Source organism: Variovorax sp. UC122_21 (assembly GCF_044056785.1).
GTDB lineage: Bacteria > Pseudomonadota > Gammaproteobacteria > Burkholderiales > Burkholderiaceae_C > Variovorax.
On sequence record NZ_CP172004.1, the window covers coordinates 2,267,778 to 2,290,715 of the forward strand.

A 22,938-nucleotide genomic window follows, 5' to 3' on the forward strand; every position below is an offset into this window, starting at 1 on the left:
CCCGGGCCCGGATTTCTACCATGCGTCCACGCCAGAAAAAGACCTGCAAAGGCGTGCCGACAAGACCAACGATTAGGAGACGAGCCACCATGTACCTGACCCAGGCGCTGCACCGCGCGATGCAGCAGAAACCGGACAAGACCGCGGTGCGCTTCGGCAGCCGCAGCAAGAGCTTCCGCGAATTCGGCGAACGCGTGGCCCGGCTGGCCGGCGCGCTGCAAAAGCTCGGCATGAAGAACGGCGACCGGGTCGCGATGCTGTCGCTCAACTCCGACCGCTACCTCGAATACCAGATGGCCGTGCCCTGGGGCGGCGGCGTGCTCAATCCCTGCAACATCCGCTGGTCGCCGGCCGAGATCCTCTATTCGCTCGAGGACTCGGGCTCGCAGATCCTGCTGGTCGACGAGGCCTTCCGTGCCGCCGCCGAGCAGCTGCGCGGCCAGTCCACCACCCTGCGCGAGCTGATCTACTGCGGCGACGGCGCGGTGCCCGCGGGCATGCTCGGCTACGAGGCGTTGCTCGACAGCGCGGCGCCCGTGCCCGACGCCTACCGCCATGGCGACGACCTCGCCGGCATCTTCTACACCGGCGGCACCACGGGTTTTCCCAAGGGCGTGATGCTGAGCCACGCCAACCTCTGCGCCTCGGCGCTGACCGCGCAGGCCGAGGGCATGGCGCCGGCCGAGGGCTGCTACCTGCATGCGGCGCCGATGTTCCACCTGGCCGACATGGGCATCTCCGGGCCGCACTGGTTCCAGGGCAACACGCACGTGGTGATCCCGATGTTCAATCCCGAGGCCGTGCTCGATGCGATCGAGCGCGAGCGCGTGAGCCACACGCTGCTGGTGCCGACCATGATCCAGATGCTGGTCGACCATCCCGCCATGCGCGACAGGCCGCGCGAGCTCGGCAGCCTGCGCGGCATCGCCTACGGCGCCTCGCCGATCTCCGAGGCCGTGCTCAACCGCGCGATGGCGGCGCTGCCGGGCGTGGACTTCGTGCAGGCCTATGGCATGACCGAGCTGTCGCCGATCGCCACCATCAACCCCGCCTGGTACCACACGGTCGAGGGCCGCAAGGCCGGCAAGCTGCGCTCGGCCGGCCGCGCGAGCTTCTGCATGGAAGTGCGCATCGTCGATGCCGAGGGCGCCGAAGTGCCGCGCGGCACCGTGGGCGAGGTGGCGGTGCGCGGGCCGAACGTGATGCTCGGCTACTGGAACAAGCCCGAGCAGACGGCCGCCGCGGTGCGCGAGGGCTGGATGCACACCGGCGACGGCGCCTACATGGACGACGACGGCTTCATCTTCGTGGTCGACCGCATGAAGGACATGATCATCAGCGGCGGCGAGAACATCTACTCGGCCGAGGTCGAGAATGCCATCGCCCAGCATCCGGCGGTCGCGGCCTGCGCGGTCATCGGCATCCCGAGCGAGGAATGGGGCGAGGCCGTGCACGCGGTGCTGGTCGCCAAGCCGGGACAGCCGGTCACGGCCGACGAGCTGATCGCGCACTGCAAGACTCTGATCGCGGGCTACAAGTGCCCGCGCAGCGTGGCGGTGGTCGAGGCGCTGCCGCTCTCGGGCGCCGGCAAGGTGCTCAAGACCAAGCTGCGCGAGCCGTTCTGGAAGGATCGCCAGCGCGCGATCGCCTGAGCTCTTCGTTTTCGCTTCAACACCCAGAGAGGAATTCCCATGACCCAGGATGTGCATGTCGTCGGCGTCGGCATGATCCCCTTCACCAAGCCCGGCGCGAACCTGCCCTATCCGCAGATGGCGGCGCAGGCCCTCAACGCGGCGCTGGCCGATGCCGGCATCGGCTACGAGCAGGTGCAGCAGGCCTACGTGGGCTATGTCTACGGCGACTCCACGGCCGGCCAGCGCGCGCTCTACGAGGTCGGCATGACCGGCATTCCCGTGGTCAACGTCAACAACAACTGCTCGACCGGCTCGACCGCGCTGTTCCTCGCGCGCCAGGCCGTGGCCAGCGGCGCGGCCGACTGCGTGCTCGCGCTCGGCTTCGAGCACATGAGCCCGGGCGCGCTGGGCGCGGTGTTCAACGACCGGCCCAGCCCCTTCGACCGTTTCGAGTCCATCACCGACGAGCTGGTCGGCAACGAACAGGTGCCGCTGGCGCTGCGCTACTTCGGCGGCGCGGGCCTGGCGCACATGCAGCAGTACGGCACGCAGCTGTCGACCTTCGCGAAGATCCGTGCCAAGGCCAGCCGGCACGCGTCGAACAACCCGGTGGCGCTGTTCCGCACCGTCGTGACCGAGGACGAGGTGCTGGCCACGCCCGTGATGTGGCCCGGCGTGATGACGCGGCTGATGGCCTGCCCGCCGACCTGTGGCGCGGCCGCCGCCATCATCTGTTCGGCCGCGTTCGCGCAGCGCCACGGCCTGGACCGAAGCGTGCGCATCAAGGCCCAGGCCATGACCACCGACCGCCCGGTGAGCTTCGAGGCGCGCGACATGCGCGAGGTGGTCGGCTTCAGCATGGCGCGCGAAGCGGCGCAGAAGGTCTACGAGGCGGCGGGCGTCGGCCCGCAGGACATCGACGTGGTCGAGCTGCACGACTGCTTCGCGCACAACGAACTCATCAGCTACGAGGCGCTGGGCCTGTGCCCCGAAGGCGGGGCCGAGAAGTTCGTGCTCGACGGCGACAACACCTATGGCGGCAAGGTCGTCACCAACCCCTCGGGCGGCCTGCTGTCCAAGGGCCACCCGCTGGGCGCCACCGGCCTCGCGCAATGCACCGAGCTGGTCCAGCAGCTGCGCGGCACGGCCGACAAGCGCCAGGTCGAGGGCGCGCGGCTCGCGCTGCAGCACAACCTGGGCCTGGGCGGCGCCTGCGTGGTCACGCTCTACGAACGCGTCTGAAGAAAGGCCCGCCGATGATCGACAGGAAATGGATCGGCCACGAGCTGCCCGCCTCGGTGCTGCCGCTGGAGCGCACGCGGCTGCAGTTCTTCGCCAAGGCGATCGGCGAGACCGATCCGGTCTACACCGACCCCGCGGCCGCGCGCGATGCCGGTTATGCCGACCTGCCCGCGCCGCCCACCTTCCTGTTCGCGGCCGAGCTCGACTCGGGCGCGTCCAGCCAGCTGCTGGCCGACCTGGGCATACCGCTGGCCAAGCTGCTGCACGGCGAGCAGGGCTTCAGCTACCACCGCGCGGCCTGCGCGGGCGACACCGTGACGGTGCGCTCGACCATCACCGACATCTACGACAAGAAGAACGGCGCGCTCGAGTTCGTGGTGAAGAGCTCGCGCGCCACCAACCAGCGCGACGAACTGGTGGCCGAGTTGCGCACCGTGATCGTCTGCCGGCATTGAGCCCGAGGAAACCCATGACCGCACCCAACCACGACACCGTGCAGGTCGGCGACGAACTGCCGCCGCTGCAACTGCCGCCGGTCGACCGCACCACGCTCGCGCTGTTCGCGGGCGCCTCGGGCGACCACAACCCGATCCACATCGACATCGACTTCGCGCGCCGCGCCGGTATGCCCGACGTGTTCGCGCAGGGCATGCTGGGCATGGCCTGGCTCGGCCGCCTGCTCACGCAGTGGGCGCCGCAGTCGAAGCTGCGCCGCTTCGACGTGCGCTTCCAGGGCGTGACCCACCTGGGCCACGCGGTGCGCTGCACGGGCCGCGTGGTCGAGAAGCTCGAGCGCGACGGCGAGCGCTGCGTGCGCGTGGAAGTCAGCAGCACCAACCAGCATGGCCAGGTGCGCATCGCGGGCGAAGCGCTGGTGGCGCTGGCCTGAAGACCCAACGAAGAAAGACACCCTGACATGACATCCAGACTCGAAGGCAAGGTCGCCCTCATCACCGGCTCGGGCCGCGGCATCGGCCGCTCGATCGCGCTCAAGCTCGCCTCGGAAGGCGCGCGCGTGGTGGTCAACGACCTCGATGCCGGCCCCGCGGAGGAGACCGTGCAGGCCATCCGCGCCGCCGGCGGCCAGGCCGTGGCCTGCAACGGCAGCGTGGCCGCGCCCGATTTCGCCGAACGCTTCGTCGGCACCGCGGTCAGCGAGTTCCAGGGCCTCGACATCATCGTCAACAACGCCGGCTACACCTGGGACAGCGTGGTGCAGAAGATGACCGACGAGCAGTGGTACGCCATGCTCGACGTGCACCTGACGGCGCCGTTCCGCATCCTGCGCGCGGCGCAGCCGGTGATCCGCCAGCTCTCGAAGACCGAGACCGAGGCCGGCCGGCGCAACGTGCGCAAGGTGGTCAACATCTCCTCGGTGGCGGGGCTGTTCGGCAACGCGGGCCAGGCCAACTACGCGACCGCCAAGGCCGGCATCGTCGGCATGACGCAGACGCTGGCCAAGGAATGGGGGCGCATGAACGTCACCGTCAACTGCGTGGCCTTCGGCTTCATCCAGACCCGCCTGACCGCGAGCGCGGCCGATGCGACCACGGCCCACATCGATGGCCGCGAGATCAAGGTCGGCATCAACCCCGGCCTGCTGTCGATGATGGAGCAGACCATTCCGCTGGGCCGCGGCGGCACGCCCGAGGAAGCGGCTGGCGCGGTCTACCTGCTGTGCATTCCCGAGTCGGACTACGTCAGCGGCCAGACGCTGATGTGCACCGGCGGCCTCACGGGCATCTGAGATGCCGCTCGAGCAGGGCATCGCCTGGTCGGTGGAGGAGGGCATCGGCCGCATCGTGCTGCGCCGTCCCGAGCGCGCCAACGCGATCGGCGCCGCGAGCAGCCGTGCGCTGGTGCGCGCGATCGACGAGCTGCTGGCGGCCGCGCCGCGCGTGGTGCTGCTGACCGGCGAAGGCCGGGTGTTCTGCGCCGGCGGCGACATCGAGGAGTTCGTCGCGGCCGGGGAGGACCTGCCCGCGCTGGTCGATGAGATCCTCGATCCCCTGCATCCGGCGCTGCTGCGGCTGGTGAACGGCCCGGCACCGCTGATCACCGTGCTCAACGGCGCGGTCGGCGGCGCGGGCGTGGGGCTCGCGCTGGCCGGCGACTTCGTGCTCGCGGCCGAGTCGATGAAGCTGCGCACCGGCTATGCGGCCATCGGCCTGTCGCCCGACGCGGGCAGCTCGTGGTCTCCTCGCGCGGCGCATCGGGGCGTTGCGCGCGCAGCAGTGGCTCATGCTCAGCGATCCCATCGACAGCCAGCGCTGCCTCGCGGCCGGGGCGGTCGATGCGCTGCATCCCGACGCCGAACTGGCCGCGGCCGGCGAGGCACTGGCGCGGCGGCTGGCCGCGGGCGCACCCGGCTCCTTCGCCGCGATCAAGGCGCTGTGCGCCGATGCGCCGGGCCGCACGCTCGAGGCGCACCTGGCGCTCGAGCACCGCCTGCTGCGGGAGCGCGCCGGCAGCGCCGATGCGCGCGAGGGCGTGGCGGCTTTCCTTCAGAAGCGCGCGCCGCGTTTCGGCGCGCCCTGAGGCGCGGCGGCGTTCAGCCGCCCGGCAGGCGCGCCGCCCCGAGCATCTCGTGCGTGTCGTGCGCCATCACCGCGAGAAAGGCCACCAGCCCGATGTAGTAGACGGCGTAGGTCAGCCGCGTCTCGGCCGACACCGCGTAGTACTGCCGATTGGCCGGGTCCTCGGGGTCGTACTTCCAGGCCCGCATGACCTGCGGCGCCGCCAGCACGGCCACCAGCACCAGCATCGGGCTCGGCCGCCAGAAGAAGAGGGCGACCAGCACCGGCACCCCGAGCAGCCAGATGCGCGGCGTGAGCACCGCGGTGATGCGGCCGCCGTCGAAGGGCGACAGCGGGATCAGGTTGAACAGGTTGATGAAGAAGCCCGCGTAGGCGAGCGCCAGCAGCAGCCGGCTGTCGCTCTCGCGCGCGAGGAAGTAGCAGGCCAGCGAGGCCAGGCTGCCGAGCAGCGGCCCCGCGAAGCCCACCCAGGCCTCGGTCTCGACGTCGCGCGGCTGGTCCTTGAGCTCGATCCAGGCGCCCACGAAGGGAATGAAGGTGGGCGCGCCCACATCGAGGCCGCGCTGGCGCGCCGCGAGGAAGTGGCCCATCTCGTGGATGAAGATCAGCGCCACGAAGCCCGCCGCGTAGCGCCAGCCGAAGACGAAGGCATAGGCGACCACCGACAGCAGCATCGTGCCGCCGGTGAGCAGCAGCTTGCCGAGCTTGCCGCGCTCAGCAGCAGGAGCAGCAGCTTGACCACGGCCCGCGCGCGCTCAGGCCGCGGGCGGATTCGTCGGCGGCAGCCCGCCGGCCGGCGTTTCGCTCGCCACCGGCGCCTTCTCCTTGCGGCGGAACAGCTTGCCCGCGCCCCACAGCGCGCCGCCCACGGCCACCGCGATGATCTTGGCGAACTTGGCCAGGAAGGCCGCGACCACCGCGAACAGGCCAAGCTTCTTGACCGCCGCGCCCGCCACCAGCGCCGCGAGGCCATAGGCCGCGACCTTGTCGATGGAGGCGTCGAAGTCGGCGTAGCGCTTGCCGTCGTCGTACTGCAGCGCCGCCAGCAGCTGGGTCGCGTCGGGCTTGTACTTCTCGAGGTCGTTGGCGTTGGTCACGAGGTTCAGGCTGATGTAGCCCTCGCGTCCCAGCGCATAGGTGTTGTAGTTGACGCCCTGGCTGCCCGAGGGCTCGTCCTTGTGCCTGGACAGCGCCGACCACACGAGGCGGTGCACCGAGGCGTCGTACTGCGGCTTCTGCGCCCAGCCCGTGACCTCGATCGCGGGGATGCCGCGCTTGGCGCGCTCCTCGTTCGCGGCCTCGGTGCCTTCCTTGAGGCTCTTGAGCAGGTCGTCGGCGTTCCAGTCCTTGGCGTCGTCGTCCTTGATGTAGCCCTCTTTCACGAACTTCACCACCGCGAACCAGTCGGCGTCGTTGTCGGGGAACACCGCGCCGAGGAAGCTGTCGTCGACCCGGTTGCCCATGCTGCGCATGAGCTGCGCCGCGGCCGGCGTGGGCACCCAGACGTAGCCCGGCGGCAGCTTCAGGTGGGCCTGGTCGCGCAGCGCGATGTCGGCAGGGCCGGTCTTCTGCACCGCGCGCGCGGCCTTGAAGGCGGCCTCCTGCTCGGCTTCGAGCGAGTCTGGCCGGCACGGCGGCGGAACTGGGTGGATTGGAAGGCGGCGCGGCGGCGGCGGGGCCGGCGGCCAGGACGGCGAACGCGAACAGGACGCCCGCCGACAGGCGGGCCATGGGGGATCCTCATGCTCTCTCTCCTCGGTTGTTATCGGTTTTGCGAGACGAGGGCGCAGTCTATCGGGCAGGCCGGAACGCCGTCCGTAGGACGGCGGCGAAAGCCGGTTCGCGGCGGCTCAGGGCCAGGGCGTGGGCGCCGGAATCTCGCACACCGGCTCGACGTCCACGCTCTTGAAGTCGGCCGGCGAGACGATCTCGAGGTACTCCATGTCGGGCGAGTAGTCGAACAGGAAGTGCCGGATGCCCGGGCGCTGGTGCACCACGTCGCCGGCCTCGACCAGCGTTTCCTTGTCCTCGTACATGAAGCGGGCCCAGCCCTTGACCATGATCACGATCTGGAAGTCGGCCTCGTGGCGATGCCAGCCGGTGCCCGCTTCCGGTGCCATGTTGGCCTTGACGAGGTGCGCGATCACCTTGCCGTTGGTGGCGGCGGCCACGCCGAGGTCGCGGTAGAGGAAGAAGTCGCGCAGTCCGCCCGAGACGAACTCGGTGTCGCCCGGTTTGACGTGGGAGAACTGGGTGGCGGTACGGTCCAGCATGGAAGCTCCTTGGCGGCGAGTGGGGATGCTGCGCCGCAGCACGCATAAAGCGTTCCCGCGGTCGCCCCTCCCATGCCCCCACGCCTTGACGCTGGCGCGCCGGGTCCAGATACTCAACCGCATGGTTCACTCAGATGCCGCCGCGCCGCCCGCGCCCGTTGCCCTCGATGCCGTGTTCGCCGCGCTCGCCGACTCGACGCGCCGCGCGGTGCTCAGACCCTGGGCGAGCGCAGCCTCAGCGTGACCGAGCTGGCCGCGCCCGCATGCGATGTCGCTCACGGGCTTCATGAAGCACCTGCGCGTGCTCGAGGACGCGGGGCTGATCTCGCGCACGAAGGAAGGCCGGGTCGTGCGCTGCGAGCTCTCGCCGCGGCCGATGCAGGAGGCCGCCGTGTGGCTGTCGCGCTACGAGAAGTTCTGGACCGGGCGCCTCGATGCCTTGGCGCGCTTTCTCTACCACCAGGAGCAAACCGAATGGCGCAACCTGCCAGCCCCAACACCGGACGTCCCTCCCTCACCCTCCGCCGCCACTACGCCGTCGCGCCCGACAAGGTCTGGCGCGCGTGGACCGACCCGCAGGCGCTGAGGCACTGGTTCGGCCCCGAGGAGATCGTCGCGGTGCCGCATGCCGAGGTCGACCTGCGCGTGGGCGGGCGCTTCCGCGTGGCGATGCTCGCGGCCGACGGCGAGACGCACGACGTCAGCGGCACCTACCTCGAGATCGTGCCGCAACGCCGGCTGGTCTTCAGCTGGGCCTGGCGCAGCACGCCCGAGCGCGAATCGCGCGTCACGGTGCGCATCGAGCCCGATGCGGCCGGCACCGGCTGCGAGCTCGAATTGCTGCACGAGCAGTTCTTCGACCAGGCCGCGCGCGAGGGCCACGAACACGGCTGGGCCGGGTCGATGGTGCGGCTCGAGCGCTGGCTGGCGGACGGCGGCCGATGACCGGCGCCGCCCCGCCGCGCGCCACGGTGCGCGAATGGACCGGCCTGGCCGTCATCGCGCTGCCGTGCATGCTCTATTCGATGGACCTCACGGTGCTGAACCTCGCGATCCCCGCGATCAGCGAGGCGCTCAAGCCCACGGCGGCGCAGCTGCTGTGGATCGTCGACATCTACGGCTTCCTGGTCGCGGGCCTGCTGGTCACCATGGGCACGCTGGGCGACCGCATCGGGCGGCGCCGGCTGCTGCTGATCGGCGCGGTGGCCTTCGGGCTGGCCTCGGTGCTCGCGGCCTTCTCGAGCAGCGCCAACATGCTGATCGCCACCCGCGCGCTGCTCGGCGTGGCCGGCGCGACGCTGGCGCCGTCCACGCTCTCGCTGATCCGCAACATGTTCCTCGATCCCGGTCAGCGCACGCTGGCCATCGGGGTCTGGATCTCGAGCTTCTCGGCGGGCGCGGTCATCGGCCCGGTGGTCGGCGGCGTGCTGCTCGAGTACTTCTGGTGGGGCTCGGTGTTCCTGGTCGGCGTGCCCGTGATGGTGCTGCTGCTGGTGCTCGGCCCCGTGCTGCTGCCCGAGTACCGCGACCCCGCCGCCGCGCGGCTCGACCTCGCGAGCGTGGCGCTGTCGCTGGGCGCGGTGCTGCCGGCCATCTACGGCGTGAAGCAGACGGCCGAGCACGGCGCGAGCGCGCTGTCGCTCGCCGCCATCGCGGTGGGGCTGTCCATCGGCTGGCTGTTCGTGCGGCGCCAGCGCCGGCTGGCCGATCCGATGATCGACCTGCGGCTGTTCCGCGCGCCGGCCTTCAGCGTGGCGCTGGGTGCCTACATGCTGTCGTGCTTCGTGATGTTCGGGCTGTTCCTCTACGAGGCGCAGTACCTGCAGATGGTGCTGGGGCTGTCGCCGCTGCAGGCCGGCCTGTGGAGCGTGCCCAGCGCGGGCGCCTTCATCGTCGGCTCGATGGCGGCGCCCGCGCTCACGCGGCGCGTGCGGCCGGTGCATGCCATGACGGGCGGACTCGTGGTCGCGGCGCTGGGCTTCGCGCTGCTGATCGCGCTGCCGGTGCAGGGCGGCCTGGCGCTGCTGGTGGGCAGCATGGTCGTGTCATCGCTCGGGCTGGCGGTGGTGTTCACGCTGTCGACCGACCTGGTGGTGGGCAGCGCGCCGCCCGAGCGCGCGGGCGTGGCCTCGGCGATCTCGGAAACCAGTTCCGAATTCGGCGGCGCGCTGGGCATCGCGATCCTTGGCAGCGTGGGCGCGGCGGTCTATCGCGCGATGATGGTCGACGCCGTGCCCGCCTCGCTCGGCGATGCCGCCGCGGTCGAGGCCGCGCGCAGCACGCTCGGCGGTGCCGTGGCGCTGGCGGGGCAGCTCGGCGGGGCCGCCGGTGCCGAGCTGCTGGCCGACGCGCGCACGGCGCTGCTGCGCGGCCTGCACCTGATGGCCGGCATCGGCGTGGTGGTGCTGCTGGCCATCGCGGCGCTGCTGGCCGTGGTCATGCGCCGCTCGGGACAAACCCGGCCCGCCGCGGCCGATGCGTTGCCCTGAGCCCGGGCCGGGCCCATACTGGCCGCGTCAGTCACCGAACGAAAACCCACGGAGCGCCCATGAGCAACGAACTGCGCAAGAAGCTGCACGACCTCGCGGAGCTGGTCGACAACACGCCCGATCCGCAGACCCGCGCGATCGTCGAAGCGATCCGGCTGCAGACCGCGGTGCTCAACGAGCGGCTGTTCTCGATCGAGCTGCAGCTCGGCGCGCTGGCGCGCCGGCTCGAGGGCGCGACCGAATAGGCCGCGCGGGCGTTGCCCTCGGGCATTCGGGCGCCGCGCCGTCCGGCCCGGCTTTGCGGGGGATAATCCCCGCCCATGAGCGGCAACACCTTCGGACATCTCTTCGCGGTCACCAATTTCGGGGAATCCCACGGCCCGGCCATCGGCTGCGTGATCGACGGCTGCCCTCCGGGCATGGCGCTCAGCGAAGCCGACATCCAGGCCGACCTCGACCGCCGCCGTCCCGGCACCAGCCGCCACGTCACCCAGCGCAACGAGCCCGACGCGGTGCAGATCCTCTCGGGCGTGTACGAGGGCAAGACCACCGGCACCCCGATCGCGCTGCTGATCCAGAACACCGACCAGCGCAGCAAGGACTACGGCCAGATCGCCCAGCAGTTCCGCCCGGGCCACGCCGACTTCACGTACCACAAGAAATACGGCATCCGCGATCCGCGCGGCGGCGGTCGCTCCTCGGCCCGGCTCACCGCGCCCACGGTCGCGGCCGGCGCGGTCGCCAAGAAGTGGCTGGCCGAGAAGTACGGCATGGTGTTCCGTGGCTGCATGACGCAGATCGGCGAGATCGCGATCCCCTTCGAGAGCTGGGACCACGTACCGAACAATCCCTTCTTCGCGCCGATCGCCGACGTGAGCGCGCTCGAGGACTACATGGACCGGCTGCGCAAGGCCGGCGACTCCTGCGGCGCGCGCGTGCGCGTGACCGCCACCCGCGTGCCCGTCGGCCTCGGCGAGCCGCTCTACGACAAGCTCGATGCCGACATCGCCTACGCGATGATGGGCCTCAATGCCGTGAAGGCGGTCGAGATCGGCGCCGGCTGGGACAGCGTGACGCAGCGCGGCACCACCCATGGCGACTCGATCACGCCGACCGGCTTCCTCGGCAACAACGCGGGCGGCATCCTCGGCGGCATCAGCTCGGGGCAGGACCTCGAGGTCAGCATCGCGATCAAGCCCACCAGCTCGATCATCAGCCCGCGCCAGTCGATCGACGTGAACAACAACCCGGTCGAGGTGGTCACCAAGGGCCGCCACGATCCCTGCGTCGGCATCCGCGCGACGCCGATCGCCGAGGCGCTGCTCGCGCTGGTCGTGATGGACCATGCGCTGCGTCACCGCGCGCAGTGCGGTGACGTGCACGGCGACGACGAGAAGACCCAGGCCACCTCGCCGCAGGCGTCCTTCCTCTAGTGTCGACACCGCCTCCAGTGGCCGCCGGGCGCGGCCACCTGTTGGCGTTCGCTGGCCTGTCGGCCAGCTACTTCGCGCACATCGGCTTCTTCAACCCCTACCTGCCGCTGTGGCTCAAGGACCAGGGGCTGCCGATCTTCACCATCAGCCTGCTGGCCTCGGTGCAGTCGGTCACGCGCGTGTTCGCGCCCTATGCCTGGGGCGCGCTCAGCGACCACACGGGCCAGCGCGTGCTGCTGCTGCGCATCAGCGCCGCGATCGCGCTGCTCAGTTCCTTCGGCCTGTGGTGGAGCGGCGGCCCCTGGTGGCTGGCGCTGGTGCTGCTTTTGATGTTCACCCACACCAGCTCGATGATGTCGCTGACCGAGGCCGCCATGGCCCACCTCGTGGCCGGCGACTGGGGCCGCTACGGGCGCATCCGGCTGTGCGGCTCGGCCGGCTTCCTGGTCACGGTGTTCGTCGCGGGCGAGTGGTTCGACCGCTTCGGCATGAAGCACTTCCCGGCCTGGGCCGCCGGCACCCTGGCGCTGGTGCTGTTCGCCACCCTGCGCCTGCCCGACAGCCGCGAGCCCGTGGCCGCGCACGACGCGCCCGGCGAGCCCATCGGCCCGGTGCTGCGCAACCGCGTCGTGCAGTGGTTCTTCGCCGCGCTGTTCTTCCAGGTGATGTCGCACTTCTCGGTCTATGCCTTCTTCTCGCTCTACCTCGATTCGCTCGGCTACGGCAAGAGCACCATCGGCCTGCTGTGGGCGCTGTCGGTGGTGGCCGAGATCGTCTGGTTCTTCCTGCAGGGCCGTCTGATCGGTCTGCTGCCGATGCCGCGCTGGATGCTGGTGTGCGGCATTGCGGCCGTCGCGCGGCTGGGCCTGACCGCCGGCCTCGGCGGCTGGATCGCCGCGCTGGTCGTCGCCCAGTGGCTGCATGCGCTGAGCTTCGCGGCCCACCACACCACCTGCATCGCCGTGGTGTCGCGCCGTTTCCCGGGCCGGCTGCGCGGGCGCGGCCAGGCGCTGTTCACCGTCATCGGCTACGGCTTCGGCGGCGTGCTCGGCGTGCTGCTGGGCGGCGCGGTGGCGCAGGCCTTCGGCTACCGCACGATGTTCGCGCTGGCGGCGCTGCTCGCGGTGGCGGGGATCCTGTGCGCGTGGAAGGTGATGCGGCTGGAGGCTGCGGCGCGGCGGGCTGCCAGCCCGGCCTGATGCCGGGTCAGCGCGGCAATGGCCAGAGAAAGGCCGCCAGCGCCACCACCCACGACAGCACCGAGCCCAGGAACACCAGCAGCGCCGCCTGCGTGGCCTGCGGCGGCCAGCGCCGCGCCAGTTCCGTGCGCTCGAACAGGGCCTGCAGCAGGAAGCCGCCGTTGCTGCCGGGCAGCGGCAGCAGGTTGAAGGCGGCGGTCTTCGCCGCGACCAGGCCGAGCAGCGGGATGAAGTCCAGCCCGCCGGCCGCTTCGGCCGCGAGCCGCAGCAGCCGCTGCGCCTGCCCGAACGGCGACAGCGCGCCCGCGACGTACTGAACGAAACCGCTGCCGACCTGCCCGAGGCCGTCGAAGGGCGACACCAGCAGCGCGAGCGTCAGCAGCGCGAACGGCCCGGCGCAGCCGATCAGCAGCCGCGTCATGCGCGGCTGGCTGTCGAAGGCATCGCGCTTGGCATCGCCTGCGAGCCCTTCGGCCCCGCCGTCCTTGAGCACGACCGAGCCCGCGAACACCAGCGGCTTGATGCGCAGCGGGCCGAGGCGCAGCAGCGTCGGACCCCAGCCGTAGTGGATCTCCCGGATCGGGATGCCGAAGCGCATCGCCGCCAGCGCGATGGCGCCCAGGTGGAGGGCGGTGCAGAGGGCAGCGGCGAGAAGAAGCCAGGGCATGCGCGAAGCGGTCGGTCCTCGCAGTCTATTTCTTCTTGCCGCCCCGGGCCTTCACCGCCTTCTGCGGCTTGACCACCACCGCCGACACCGCCGGATCGCTGCTGCGCCGGGCCTTGCCCGACTGCGTCTCGAAGCGCGCGAAGTACTCCGAGGCCAGCTTGCGCAGCGAGCGCCCGATGTTGGCGTAGTCGTACTCGTTGAGGTTGGCCAGCGAGACCCGGCCCGAGGCGTGCTTGCCGCCGAATCCGCGGCCCGGCAGCAGCACGATGCCGGTCTCCTCGGCGATGCGGAACAGCGCCTCGTTGGGCTGCAGCTGGGTCACGATCCAGTCGCCGAAGCGCTCGCCGTGCATCTGGGTGGCGATCTCCTGCAGGTCGAGCAGGTGGTAGTAGCTCACCGAGTTGGGGTCGGCCGACAGCGGCAGCCCGAGCTCGCGGTAGAGCGCCTCCTTGCGCCGCTTCACGATGCGCTTCATCGCGTGCTTGTAGGCCTCGGGTTCGTCCATCAGGCAGAACAGCGAGAACATCACCATCTGCGCCTGCACCGGCGTCGACAGGCCGGCCGTGTGGTTGAGCGCCACGGTGCGGCTGTCGGCCACCAGCCGGTCGATGAACTTGAGCCGGCGCGGCTCGGTGGTGATGGAGCTGTAGCGCGCGTCGAGTTCCTTCAGCGCCGCCTCGGGCAGGGCCGCGATCTGGTGGTCGAGCACGTTGTCCTCGTGCGTGGCCACCACGCCCATGCGCCAGCCGGTGGCGCCGAAGTACTTCGAGAACGAATACACGAGGATGGTGTTGCGCGGGCAGATCGCGAACAGCGAGCGGAAGTCGTCGGCGAAGGTGCCGTAGACATCGTCGGTGAGGATGATCAGGTCGGGCCGCTGCTTGACGATGTCGGCGATGTAGCCCAGCACCTCGTCGCTGATCTTCACCGAGGGCGGGTTGCTCGGGTTGCACAGGAAGAAGGCCTTGACCTTCGGGTCGAGCAGCTTCTGCAGCTCCTTCTTCGTGTACTGCCAGCCGTTCTCGGACGGCGCGTCGATCAGCGCCTCGATCAGCTGGTAGTCGTTGAGGTGCGGGATCTCGATGTAGGGCGTGAAGATCGGCATGCCCAGCGCGATGGTGTCGCCGGGCTCGAGCAGCCTGTTCTCGCGCAGGCTGTTGAACAGGTAGGTCATGGCGGCGGTGCCGCCTTCGACCGCGTACATGTCGAACCCGCCCACGAAGGGATGGGTGCCGATCATCTCCTTGTGGATGTACTGGCCCACGATGATCTCGCTGAGCCGCAGCATGCGGTCGGGCACCGGGTAGTTGCAGCCCAGGATCGCCTCGCACATCTCGTAGATGAAGTCGCCGGCCGACAGCCCGAGCTGGTCGCGCACGTACGACACGGCGGCCTCGATGAAGCGCACGCCGGGCCGGCCCGCGTTGGCCTTGGCGAAGATCTCGAAGCGCGCCTCGATGCCCTCGCGCTGCGGGAAGCCGCCCACGCCCTCCATGTAGACGAAGGAGCGCTCGCTCTCGGTCATGGCGAATTCGCCGAACGCGAAGAAGCCGTGGCGCGGCGTGGTCGCGAGGAAGTTCGGATTGCCGCGTCCCGCGTTGAGCATCAGGCGGTCGCCCTGGCTGGCCACCTGGATCAGCGCGTCCTTGAGCTCGAAGGGGCTCAGGCCGCTGAGTTTTTTCACGTCGCCGAAATCCATGGAAAGGCTCCTTGGTTGTGAGTAAGGCAAAAAAGAAGGGACGCCGCGCTCAGACCAGCGCGACGATCAGCGGCCCGAGCAGCGTGAGGAACACGTTGGCCAGCGCATAGGTGATCGCGAAGGGCACGGTGGGAATGGCGTTCTCGGCCTTGTCGAGCACCTCGCCGAAGGCCGGGTTGGCGCTGCGCGAGCCGCTGAGCGCGCCCGCGAAGACCGCGGTGTTGGCATAGCGCAGCACGTAGCGGCCGAACAGCATCGTGAGGATCATCGGCACGAGGGTCACGACCACGCCCACGCCGAAGATCGTGAGCCCGTGCTGCTTGACGGTCTGCACCGCCTGCAGCCCCGACGAGAGCCCGACCACCACCACGAAGCCGGCCAGGCCCAGGTCCTTGAGCAGTTGCACGGCGCTGGTGGGCAGCGCGCCGAAGGTCTGGCGCCGCGCGCGGTACCAGCCGAACAGCAGGCCCGAGAGCAGGGCGCCGCCGCCGGCGCCGAGCGTGAGCGGAATGCTGCCGATCTTCACGCTCAGCAAGCCCACCAGCAGGCCGACCACCAGGCCCGCGCCGAGATAGACGAAGTCGGTCTTGGCGCTCGGCACGATCACGTCGCCGACGATCGCGGCCACGCGCTTGACGTCCTGCTCGGCGCCGAAGATCGTGACCACGTCGCCGGCCTGCACCACGGTGTCGGGCTGCATCGGCAGCACCTGGCCCATGCGGCTCAACTGCACCACGAAGATGCCGTGGCGCACGCCGCCCGCGGTGGCCTCGCGGATCTGCGCCACGGTCTTGCGCTCGAAGTCCTTGTGGGTCAGCACGATGTCGCGCTTGTGCATGGTGAGCTCCATGCCCTCGACCGCGTAGACTTCCTTGCCCAGCAGCGGCGCGCTCGCCACCACCGCGTCGCGCCGGCCCACGGCCAGCACGATGTCGCCGCGGCGCAGCGCGAGCGTGGGGCTGACCTCGACGAAGCGGCCGTCGCGCTTCACGCGCTCGATCGTGATGGTGGTGGCCGGGTCGGCGTTCTCGATGTCGGCCACGGTGCGCTGCGGGTCGGCCGTGAGCTCGTAGATGCGGCCCACCAGCGAGGGCGCGGCTTCCTCCTGGTCGGCGCCCAGCACCTTCACGCCGGACTGCATCGCGGTCTCGGCCGCGATCGCGTCGTCGCGGATGGTGCGGCCCATGAACTTGGGCAGCAGGTTGACGCAGACGATGATCGCGCCGAAGGAACCGAAGACGTAGGTCACGGCATAGCCGATCGCCACGTTGGCCTGCAGTCGCGCGGTCTCGGCCGCGTCGAGGCCGAGCTTGGCGATCGCGTCGCCGGCCGTGCCGATGATGGCCGACTGCGTGAGGCCGCCGGCCGCGACGCCGGCCGCCAGGCCCTTGTCGAGACCGAACCACTTGGCCATGAGCACCACGGTGGCCAGGCCGGTGGCCGCCATCACCGCGGCCAGGACGATCTCCTTGACCGACTGCCGGCCCAGCGAGCTGAAGAACTGCGGCCCGCTCTCGAAGCCCACCGCGTAGATGAAGAGCGCGAACAGCACGGCCTTCACGCCGGCGTCGACCTGCACGCCGACCTGGCTCACGATCACCGCCACCAGCAGCGAGCCGGCCACGCCGCCGAGCTGGAACTTGCCGAACTTGATCTTGCCGATCCAGTAGCCGACCGCCAGCGAGAGAAAAGAGCGCCATCTCGGGCGACTTCTTGAATGTTTCGTGCAGCCATTCCATGGATCAGCTCCTTCGAGGTTGAGTCTTCATTTCGCCGCGTGGTGCACCAGGCCGGCCAGCGCGACGATCAGCGGTCCCATCAGCGGCAGCACCACGTTCGAGATCGCATAGGTGATGGTGTAGCCCAGCAGCGGCGTGGCGTTGCCGGCCGCGTTCTGCACCGCGCTGAGGGCCGGCGTGCTGCACTGCTGGCCCGCGATCGCGCCCAGCAGCACCGGCGCCTCGAGCTTGAGCAGCCGGTGGCCGACGAACAGCGACAGGCTCGCCGGCACCACCGCCACGGCCACGCCGACCAGCGGCAGCGCCACGCCGAACTTCTTGATCAGCGCCAGCGCCTGCGGCCCCGAGGCCAGGCCGACGCAGGCGATGAAGGTGGCGAGGCCCAGGTCCTTCATCAGCGCCAGCGCATCGGGCGGTACGCTGAGCCGGTGCGGGTTCTTCGCCTGATACCAGCCGAAGGCCAGGCCGGTGAGCAGTGCGCCGCCGCCGGTGCCCAGCGAGAACGGAATGCCGCCGAGCCTGACGCTGAAGCCGCCGATGAAGACGCCGAGCAGGATGCCTGCGGCCGCGAAGCTGATGTTGCTGCGCGTCGAGGCCAGCACCCGATCGCCGGCCAGCGGCAGCGCGCGCGCCACCTCGTCGACCGGGCCGTAGAGCTGGAGCACGTCGCCGCGCTTGAGCCGCAGGTCGCCCAGCAGCGGCATCGCATGGCGGTCGCGCGTCACACCCGTGAGCTGCACCGAGGGCGGCAGCGCCGCGGCCAGCTCGCGCAATTCGCGGCCGAACCACTCGCGCCGGTTCAGCACCGCCTCGGTGGTCTCGACCACCGCGTCGAAGGCCGTGGTGTCGGCGAACTCGCGGCCCAGCAGCTCGGCCACGTTGACCAGCGCCGCGCGGCGGCCGATGGCCAGCACCCGGTCGTGGGCGCGCAGCCGCAGCGCGGGTTCCAGCGCCAGGCTCTGGCCGGCACGCAGCACGCGCTCGATGTGGGCCTGGCCGCCGAGGATCGCCGCCAGCTCGCCGATCGAGCGGCCGCGTCCGGTCGTCACCTCGAACACGCGGCCGACCATCTCGGGCACGGCGCTCGCGGCGCCGGGATCGTCGCCGCCGCCACCCATGGTCTTCCACAGGCGGTCGGCCTCGGCGCGCAGGTCCACGCGCAGCAGCAGCGGGAACACCTGGCTCGTGAAGACCACGATCGCGATCAGCCCGAACACGTAGGTGATCGAGTAGGCCGTGACCACGTTGGCCTGCAATTGCTGCATGTCCGCCGCCGGCAGGCCGAGCTTGGAGATCGCGTCGGTGGCCGTGCCCACCACCGCCGACTCGGTGGCCGCGCCGGCCATCAGCCCGGCGGCCGTGCCCTGGTCGAGCGACAGCAGCACGGTGGCGCCCAGCACCAGCGCGAGCACCGCCACCACCTCGACCAGGCACAAGAGGCCCAGGCGCAGGCCCTTGGCGTCGAGGTTGGCGAAGAACTGCGGGCCGCCCGCATAGCCGAGCGCGAAGATGAAGAGCATGAAGAACACGTTCTTCACGCTGTCGTCGACCCGGATGCCGAGCTGGCCGACCACCAGCGCGGCGATCAGGGTGCCGCAGATGCCGCCGAGCTGGATCGGTCCGAAGCGGATGGCGCCGATGGCATGGCCGATGGCGAGCACGAGGAACAGCGCGATCTCGCTCTGGGTTCTCAGCAGTTCGACGACCTCGCCACTCACGCGTGCCTGACCTCCAAAGTGCCGGCTCATTCTGTCGGCAATGCGACCAAATGCAAGTAACTGTTTCGTTTGACAGACGTCCAGATCGCGCGCCGCGAGCCGAATCCTTGATGCTTCCTGTGCGGGTTTCCGATAACTAAATCATATTGATTTAGTCGCTTCCTTCGCCGATAGTCCGCTGGCGCCCGGCCCGGCGACGCCATCCGCATGGCGAGCCGGCCGGATTTCGAGAACCAAGAGGCGGTCCGATCCAGCCGCCTGCCCAAGGAGAGACAACCATGCCCCGCATCCGCTGCATCCTGGCCCTGGCGGCCGCGTCCGTCGCCGCATCCACCGCCTTCGCCGCCGGCGAACCGGTGATCGGCCTCGTCACCAAGACCGAGACCAACCCCTTCTTCGTGAAGATGAAGGAGGGCGCGCAGGAAGAGGCGAAGAAGCTCGGCGCCAAGCTGCTGTCGGGCGCGGGCAAGGCCGACGGCGACAACGCGGGCCAGATCACGGCCATGGAGAACATGATCGCGGCCGGCGCCAAGACCATCCTGATCACGCCGAGCGACGCCAAGGCCATCGTGCCGGCGATCAAGAAGGCGCGCGACAAGGGGATCATGGTGATCGCGCTCGACAGCCCGGCCGATCCGCCCGAGGCCACCGACGCGCTGTTCGCCACCAACAACTACACGGCCGGCGTGCTGATCGGCGAATACGCCAAGGCCGCGATGGCCGGCAAGACGCCGAAGATCGTCGCGCTCGACCTGCTGCCGGGCCACCCGGTGGGCGCGCAGCGCCACAACGGCTTCATGAAGGGCTTCGGGCTGGCCGCGAACGACGCCAAGTCGAACGAGCTGTCGAAGGCGCCCGAGATCGTCTGCATGGCCGACAGCTTCGGCGACCAGGCCAAGGCCCAGACCGTGATGGAGAACTGCCTGCAGAAGGCGCCCGACGTGAACCTGGTCTACACCATCAACGAGCCCGCCGCGGCCGGTGCCTACAACGCGCTCAAGCGCGCGGGCAAGGAGAAGGGCGTGCTGATCGTCTCGGTCGACGGCGGCTGCCAGGGCATCAAGGACACCAACGCCGGCATCATCGCCGCGACCTCGCAGCAGTACCCGCTGAAGATGGCCGCGATGGGCGTGGCGGCAGGCGTCGAATTCGCCAAGACCGGCAAGAAGGCCTCGGGCTACGTCGACACCGGCGTGACCCTGATCGCGGGCAAGAGCGTGGCCGGCGTCGAGAGCAAGGACACCAAGACCGGCGCCGAGCTGTGCTGGGGCAAGAAGTAATCGGCCGGCCCCGGGGAGGCACGACGATGGCGAAATCCGCAACGCACCACATCCCGTGGGGCGCCCTCGGGCCGTGGCTGGCCCTGCTGGGTGCCTGCATCTTCTTCGCGACCCAGTCCGACCGCTTCCTCACCGGCGGCAACCTCTCGCTGATCCTGCAGCAGGTGATGGTGGTCGGCGTGATCGCGATCGGCCAGACGCTGATCATCCTCACGGCCGGCATCGACCTGTCGTGCGGCATGGTGATGGCGCTGGGCAGCATCGTCATGACCAAGTTCGCCACCAAGCTCGGCCTGCCGGTGCCGGTGGCCATCCTCTGCGGCATCGGCGTGACCACGCTGTTCGGCCTGCTCAACGGCCTGCTGGTCACGCGCATCAAGCTGCCGCCCTTCATCGTGACCCTGGGCACCTTGAACATCGCGTTCGCGATCACGCAGCTGTACTCGTCCTCGCAGACCATCACCGACCTGCCGGCCGGCCTCACGGGCCTGGGCACCACCTTCGCCATCGGCGGCACCGAGGTCGCCTGGGGCGCGGTGCTGATGGTGCTGCTGTACCTGCTCGCCTGGTTCGTGCTGCGCGAGACTGGCGCCGGCCGCCACATCTACGCGGTGGGCAACAACGCCGAGGCCACGCGGCTGGTCGGCATCCCGACGCAGCGCGTGCTGCTGGGCGTGTACGTGGCCGCGGGCGTGTTCTACGGCATCGCCTCGCTGTTGTCGGTGGCGCGCACCGGCGTGGGCGACCCGAACGCGGGCCAGACCGAGAACCTCGATGCCATCACGGCCGTGGTGCTCGGCGGCACCAGCCTGTTCGGCGGCCGCGGCATCGTGCTCGGCTCGCTGATCGGCGTGCTGATCGTGGGCGTGTTCCGCAACGGGCTCACCTTGATGGGCGTATCGTCGATCTACCAGGTGCTGGTGACGGGCGTGCTCGTGATCCTCGCGGTGGCGGCCGACCAGCTCTCGCGCAAGGGGGCCCGCTGATGAACGCCGTGACGAACCCGAAGGTGGTGATGCAGGCCCAGGGCCTGGTGAAGCGCTACGGCCAGGTCACCGCACTCGACGGCGTCGACTTCGAGCTGCGCGAGGGCGAGATCCTCGCGGTGATCGGCGACAACGGCGCGGGCAAGTCCTCGCTGATCAAGGCGCTGTCGGGCGCGATCGTGCCCGACGAGGGCCGCATCCTGCTCGACGGCCAGCCGGTGCAGTTCCGCAATCCGCTCGATGCGCGCCGTGCCGGCATCGAGACCGTCTACCAGGACCTGGCCGTCGCGCCCGCGATGACCATCTACGAGAACCTGTTCCTCGGCCGCGAGCTGCGCCGCCCCGGCTTTCTCGGCAACGTGCTGCGCATGCTCGACAAGAAGAGGATGTTGCAGGAGAGCGCCGCCCGCATGGCCGACCTCAAGGTCGGCATCCAGTCGATGACGCAGGCCGTCGAGACCCTCTCGGGCGGCCAGCGCCAGTGCGTGGCGGTGGCGCGCAGCGCGGCCTTCGCGCGCCACGTGGTCATCATGGACGAGCCCACCGCCGCGCTCGGCGTGAAGGAGGGCAACATGGTGCTCGAGCTGATCCGCCGCGTGCGCGACCGCGGCCTGCCCGTGGTGCTGATCAGCCACAACATGCCGCACGTGTTCGAGGTCGCCGACCGCATCCACGTCGCGCGCCTGGGCAAGCGCGCCGCCGTGCTCGATCCGAAGAAGATCAGCATGAGCGACACCGTGGCCGTGATGACCGGCGCCATGCTGCCGAGCGCCTTGCCCGCGGAGGCGCATGCCTGATGCCGCGCCCGCCGCGCGCATGCCCGACCTGCTGCGCCCGCGCGGCTCCAACCAGGTCGGCATGCGCCAGTTCAACGAGCGCACCGTGCTGCAGGCGCTGCGCGTGCACGGCAGCCTGCCCAAGGCCGAGCTCGCGCGCCTCACCGGCCTGAGCGCGCAGACCATCGGGCTGATCACCGCGCGACTCGAGGAGGACGGCCTCATCGTCAAGCAGAGCCGCGTGCGCGGCCGCATCGGCCAGCCCTCGGTGCCGCTCGCGCTCAACCCCGACGGCGCCTTCGCGATCGGCGTCAAGGTCGGCCGGCGCGGCGCCGAATGGCTGCTGATCGACTTCACGGCCCAGGTGCGCGAGCGCCATGCGATGGCCTACGACTTTCCCGACGCCGAGGCGCTGCTGCCCGCGATCGCGCAGCACACCCACCGGCTGCGCGACGGCCTCGGACCCTTGGCCGCGCGCACCGTCGGCGTGGGGCTCGCCGCACCGTTCCTGCTCGGCGGCTGGCACCGCACGCTCGGGCTGTCGAAGGCGCAGTCCGACCTGTGGAACGGCATGGACCTGGGCGCCGAGGTGCGCCAGCGCACCGACCTGCCGGTGATCTTCGCGCGTGACACCGTCGCGGCCTGCGTGGCCGAGCTGGTGAGCGGGCGCGGCCACGACCTCAAGAGCTTTCTCTACGTGTTCGTCGACACCTTCGTCGGCGGCGGCCTGGTGCTCAACTCGCACCTGCATGGCGGTGCGCACGGCAATGCCGGTGCGCTCGCCTCGCTGCCGATGCAGCGCGTGCGCGACGCGCAGCGTGATGCCGACGCGGCGCCGCCGCAACTGATCGCCGAGGCTTCGCTGTGGGAGCTCGAGCAGCGGCTGCAGCGCGAGGGCGTCGACCCCGACGCGGCCTACGACGAGCGCGCGCTGCAGCCACCGTTCGCCGACGCCACCCGCGCCTGGCTCGCCTCGGCCGCCGAGGCTCTGGCCCACGCGATCGCGAGCGGCACCGCGATGCTCGACCTCGCCGACGTGGTGATGGACGGCTCGATGTCGCGCCCGCTGCAGCAGGCGCTGCTCGAGGCCACGCGCGCCGCGCTCGACGGCTGCAACTGGGAGGGCCTGTGGCGTCCGCAACTGCATGGCGGCCGCGTCGGCGCGCAGGCCTGCGCGCTGGGCGGTGCGATGCTGCCGCTGCACGTCAACTTCGCGCCCGACCACGAGGTGTTCCTCAAGGCCGGCTGAAGACCGGCCGGCATGCG

The 22,938-nt window shown here is 70.3% G+C and carries 21 protein-coding genes and 3 pseudogenes; 17 read left to right on the top strand and 7 right to left on the bottom strand.

Annotation, left to right across the window (positions count from 1 at the left end; genetic code table 11):
* Positions 1–89: 89 nt before the first annotated feature.
* From ACHMXE_RS23070 to ACHMXE_RS23100, 7 genes and pseudogenes are all read left to right on the top strand, one after another.
* Complete coding sequence (locus ACHMXE_RS23070; protein ID WP_395351504.1) at positions 90–1,652, top strand: long-chain-fatty-acid--CoA ligase; 1,563 nt, start codon at positions 90–92, stop codon at positions 1,650–1,652.
* Between the two features lie 39 nt (positions 1,653–1,691).
* Entirely contained in the window at positions 1,692–2,876 is a 1,185-nt protein-coding gene (locus ACHMXE_RS23075) for a lipid-transfer protein (protein ID WP_203201706.1), read from the top strand.
* A 14-nt stretch (positions 2,877–2,890) separates the two neighbouring features.
* Positions 2,891–3,331 (top strand): MaoC family dehydratase N-terminal domain-containing protein, encoded by a 441-nt coding sequence (locus ACHMXE_RS23080; protein ID WP_395351506.1) that lies wholly within the window; start codon positions 2,891–2,893, stop codon positions 3,329–3,331.
* 14 nt (positions 3,332–3,345) lie between these two features.
* Complete coding sequence (locus tag ACHMXE_RS23085; protein ID WP_261216469.1) at positions 3,346–3,765, top strand: MaoC family dehydratase; 420 nt, start codon at positions 3,346–3,348, stop codon at positions 3,763–3,765.
* Positions 3,766–3,792: 27 nt separating this feature from the next.
* Entirely contained in the window at positions 3,793–4,623 is an 831-nt protein-coding gene (locus ACHMXE_RS23090) for an SDR family NAD(P)-dependent oxidoreductase (RefSeq protein ID WP_203201703.1), read from the top strand.
* Position 4,624: 1 nt separating this feature from the next.
* Positions 4,625–5,014, top strand: a pseudogene (locus ACHMXE_RS23095) (enoyl-CoA hydratase-related protein); the annotation flags it as partial.
* A 103-nt stretch (positions 5,015–5,117) separates the two neighbouring features.
* A complete protein-coding gene (locus ACHMXE_RS23100; RefSeq protein ID WP_395351509.1) occupies positions 5,118–5,414 on the top strand; it encodes an enoyl-CoA hydratase-related protein in 297 nt (98 codons plus the stop codon).
* A 13-nt stretch (positions 5,415–5,427) separates the two neighbouring features.
* Here the strand turns inward: ACHMXE_RS23100 and ACHMXE_RS23105 are convergent.
* The 3 genes and pseudogenes from ACHMXE_RS23105 to ACHMXE_RS23115 form a co-directional block, all read right to left on the bottom strand.
* A pseudogene (locus ACHMXE_RS23105) lies at positions 5,428–6,155 on the bottom strand (site-2 protease family protein).
* Between the two features lie 13 nt (positions 6,156–6,168).
* Complete coding sequence (locus ACHMXE_RS23110) at positions 6,169–6,987, bottom strand: DUF2167 domain-containing protein (protein WP_395351511.1); 819 nt, start codon at positions 6,985–6,987, stop codon at positions 6,169–6,171.
* A gap of 276 nt (positions 6,988–7,263) precedes the next feature.
* On the bottom strand, positions 7,264–7,686 hold the full coding sequence (locus tag ACHMXE_RS23115) for a cupin domain-containing protein (protein ID WP_203201699.1): 423 nt from the start codon (positions 7,684–7,686) through the stop codon (positions 7,264–7,266).
* Between the two features lie 85 nt (positions 7,687–7,771).
* On the opposite strand from ACHMXE_RS23115, the gene ACHMXE_RS23120 reads away from it, so the two are divergent.
* The 6 genes from ACHMXE_RS23120 (at position 7,772) to ACHMXE_RS23145 (ending at position 12,807) form a co-directional block, all read left to right on the top strand.
* Positions 7,772–7,930 carry a hypothetical protein gene (locus ACHMXE_RS23120; RefSeq protein WP_395351513.1) on the top strand — a complete coding sequence of 53 codons (159 nt, stop codon included), beginning with the start codon at positions 7,772–7,774 and terminating at the stop codon, positions 7,928–7,930.
* A gap of 230 nt (positions 7,931–8,160) precedes the next feature.
* The gene (locus ACHMXE_RS23125; RefSeq protein ID WP_395351515.1) at positions 8,161–8,631 is read left to right on the top strand and encodes an SRPBCC domain-containing protein; all 471 of its coding nucleotides are present in this window, start codon (positions 8,161–8,163) and stop codon (positions 8,629–8,631) included.
* Positions 8,628–10,175, top strand: coding sequence for an MFS transporter (locus tag ACHMXE_RS23130; protein WP_209542824.1), 1,548 nt, complete (start codon positions 8,628–8,630; stop codon positions 10,173–10,175). Before ACHMXE_RS23125 ends, ACHMXE_RS23130 begins: the two co-directional genes overlap by 4 nt.
* A 59-nt stretch (positions 10,176–10,234) precedes the next feature.
* Positions 10,235–10,420: a hypothetical protein gene (locus ACHMXE_RS23135; RefSeq protein WP_203201696.1), complete on the top strand. Its 186-nt coding sequence runs from the start codon at positions 10,235–10,237 to the stop codon at positions 10,418–10,420.
* A 75-nt stretch (positions 10,421–10,495) separates the two neighbouring features.
* Complete coding sequence (gene aroC / locus ACHMXE_RS23140; RefSeq protein ID WP_395351518.1) at positions 10,496–11,608, top strand: chorismate synthase; 1,113 nt, start codon at positions 10,496–10,498, stop codon at positions 11,606–11,608.
* Positions 11,608–12,807, top strand: coding sequence for an MFS transporter (locus ACHMXE_RS23145; protein ID WP_395351520.1), 1,200 nt, complete (start codon positions 11,608–11,610; stop codon positions 12,805–12,807). Before aroC ends, ACHMXE_RS23145 begins: the two co-directional genes overlap by 1 nt.
* Positions 12,808–12,814: 7 nt before the next feature.
* Here ACHMXE_RS23145 and ACHMXE_RS23150 read toward each other — a convergent pair whose 3' ends face one another.
* The 4 genes and pseudogenes from ACHMXE_RS23150 to aspT (ACHMXE_RS23165) all read right to left on the bottom strand — a co-directional run bounded on the left by ACHMXE_RS23150 (position 12,815) and on the right by aspT (ACHMXE_RS23165) (position 18,630).
* Positions 12,815–13,474, bottom strand: coding sequence for a site-2 protease family protein (locus ACHMXE_RS23150; protein ID WP_395351522.1), 660 nt, complete (start codon positions 13,472–13,474; stop codon positions 12,815–12,817).
* Positions 13,475–13,499: 25 nt separating this feature from the next.
* Positions 13,500–15,173, bottom strand: a complete 1,674-nt coding sequence (locus ACHMXE_RS23155) for a bifunctional aspartate transaminase/aspartate 4-decarboxylase (protein ID WP_395351524.1) — start codon at positions 15,171–15,173, stop codon at positions 13,500–13,502.
* Positions 15,174–15,222: 49 nt separating this feature from the next.
* Positions 15,223–16,912 (bottom strand): annotated as a pseudogene (gene aspT, locus ACHMXE_RS23160) (aspartate-alanine antiporter).
* A 26-nt stretch (positions 16,913–16,938) separates the two neighbouring features.
* Entirely contained in the window at positions 16,939–18,630 is a 1,692-nt protein-coding gene (gene aspT / locus ACHMXE_RS23165) for an aspartate-alanine antiporter (protein ID WP_395351526.1), read from the bottom strand.
* Between the two features lie 278 nt (positions 18,631–18,908).
* On the opposite strand from aspT (ACHMXE_RS23165), the gene ACHMXE_RS23170 reads away from it, so the two are divergent.
* The 4 genes from ACHMXE_RS23170 to ACHMXE_RS23185 are packed head-to-tail and all read left to right on the top strand — an operon-like array spanning position 18,909 to position 22,921.
* Positions 18,909–19,910, top strand: a complete 1,002-nt coding sequence (locus ACHMXE_RS23170) for a sugar ABC transporter substrate-binding protein (protein WP_203201689.1) — start codon at positions 18,909–18,911, stop codon at positions 19,908–19,910.
* Between the two features lie 26 nt (positions 19,911–19,936).
* Positions 19,937–20,896, top strand: a complete 960-nt coding sequence (locus tag ACHMXE_RS23175) for an ABC transporter permease (RefSeq protein ID WP_395351529.1) — start codon at positions 19,937–19,939, stop codon at positions 20,894–20,896.
* Positions 20,896–21,693 carry an ATP-binding cassette domain-containing protein gene (locus ACHMXE_RS23180; protein WP_395351531.1) on the top strand — a complete coding sequence of 266 codons (798 nt, stop codon included), beginning with the start codon at positions 20,896–20,898 and terminating at the stop codon, positions 21,691–21,693. The genes ACHMXE_RS23175 and ACHMXE_RS23180 overlap by 1 nt, the downstream gene beginning before the upstream one ends.
* Complete coding sequence (locus ACHMXE_RS23185) at positions 21,686–22,921, top strand: ROK family protein (protein ID WP_395351533.1); 1,236 nt, start codon at positions 21,686–21,688, stop codon at positions 22,919–22,921. The genes ACHMXE_RS23180 and ACHMXE_RS23185 overlap by 8 nt, the downstream gene beginning before the upstream one ends.
* The last annotated feature ends 17 nt before the right edge of the window (positions 22,922–22,938 follow it).

Coding starts and splice junctions, on each gene's coding strand:
- ACHMXE_RS23070 (WP_395351504.1), top strand. CDS start 90: ATGTACCTGACCCAGGCGCTGCACCGCGCGATGCAGCAGAAACCGGAC.
- ACHMXE_RS23075 (WP_203201706.1), top strand. CDS start 1,692: ATGACCCAGGATGTGCATGTCGTCGGCGTCGGCATGATCCCCTTCACC.
- ACHMXE_RS23080 (WP_395351506.1), top strand. CDS start 2,891: ATGATCGACAGGAAATGGATCGGCCACGAGCTGCCCGCCTCGGTGCTG.
- ACHMXE_RS23085 (WP_261216469.1), top strand. CDS start 3,346: ATGACCGCACCCAACCACGACACCGTGCAGGTCGGCGACGAACTGCCG.
- ACHMXE_RS23090 (WP_203201703.1), top strand. CDS start 3,793: ATGACATCCAGACTCGAAGGCAAGGTCGCCCTCATCACCGGCTCGGGC.
- ACHMXE_RS23100 (WP_395351509.1), top strand. CDS start 5,118: ATGCTCAGCGATCCCATCGACAGCCAGCGCTGCCTCGCGGCCGGGGCG.
- ACHMXE_RS23115 (WP_203201699.1), bottom strand. CDS start 7,686: ATGCTGGACCGTACCGCCACCCAGTTCTCCCACGTCAAACCGGGCGAC.
- ACHMXE_RS23125 (WP_395351515.1), top strand. CDS start 8,161: ATGGCGCAACCTGCCAGCCCCAACACCGGACGTCCCTCCCTCACCCTC.
- ACHMXE_RS23130 (WP_209542824.1), top strand. CDS start 8,628: ATGACCGGCGCCGCCCCGCCGCGCGCCACGGTGCGCGAATGGACCGGC.
- ACHMXE_RS23135 (WP_203201696.1), top strand. CDS start 10,235: ATGAGCAACGAACTGCGCAAGAAGCTGCACGACCTCGCGGAGCTGGTC.
- aroC (WP_395351518.1), top strand. CDS start 10,496: ATGAGCGGCAACACCTTCGGACATCTCTTCGCGGTCACCAATTTCGGG.
- ACHMXE_RS23150 (WP_395351522.1), bottom strand. CDS start 13,474: ATGCCCTGGCTTCTTCTCGCCGCTGCCCTCTGCACCGCCCTCCACCTG.
- ACHMXE_RS23155 (WP_395351524.1), bottom strand. CDS start 15,173: ATGGATTTCGGCGACGTGAAAAAACTCAGCGGCCTGAGCCCCTTCGAG.
- ACHMXE_RS23170 (WP_203201689.1), top strand. CDS start 18,909: ATGCCCCGCATCCGCTGCATCCTGGCCCTGGCGGCCGCGTCCGTCGCC.
- ACHMXE_RS23175 (WP_395351529.1), top strand. CDS start 19,937: ATGGCGAAATCCGCAACGCACCACATCCCGTGGGGCGCCCTCGGGCCG.
- ACHMXE_RS23180 (WP_395351531.1), top strand. CDS start 20,896: ATGAACGCCGTGACGAACCCGAAGGTGGTGATGCAGGCCCAGGGCCTG.
- ACHMXE_RS23185 (WP_395351533.1), top strand. CDS start 21,686: ATGCCTGATGCCGCGCCCGCCGCGCGCATGCCCGACCTGCTGCGCCCG.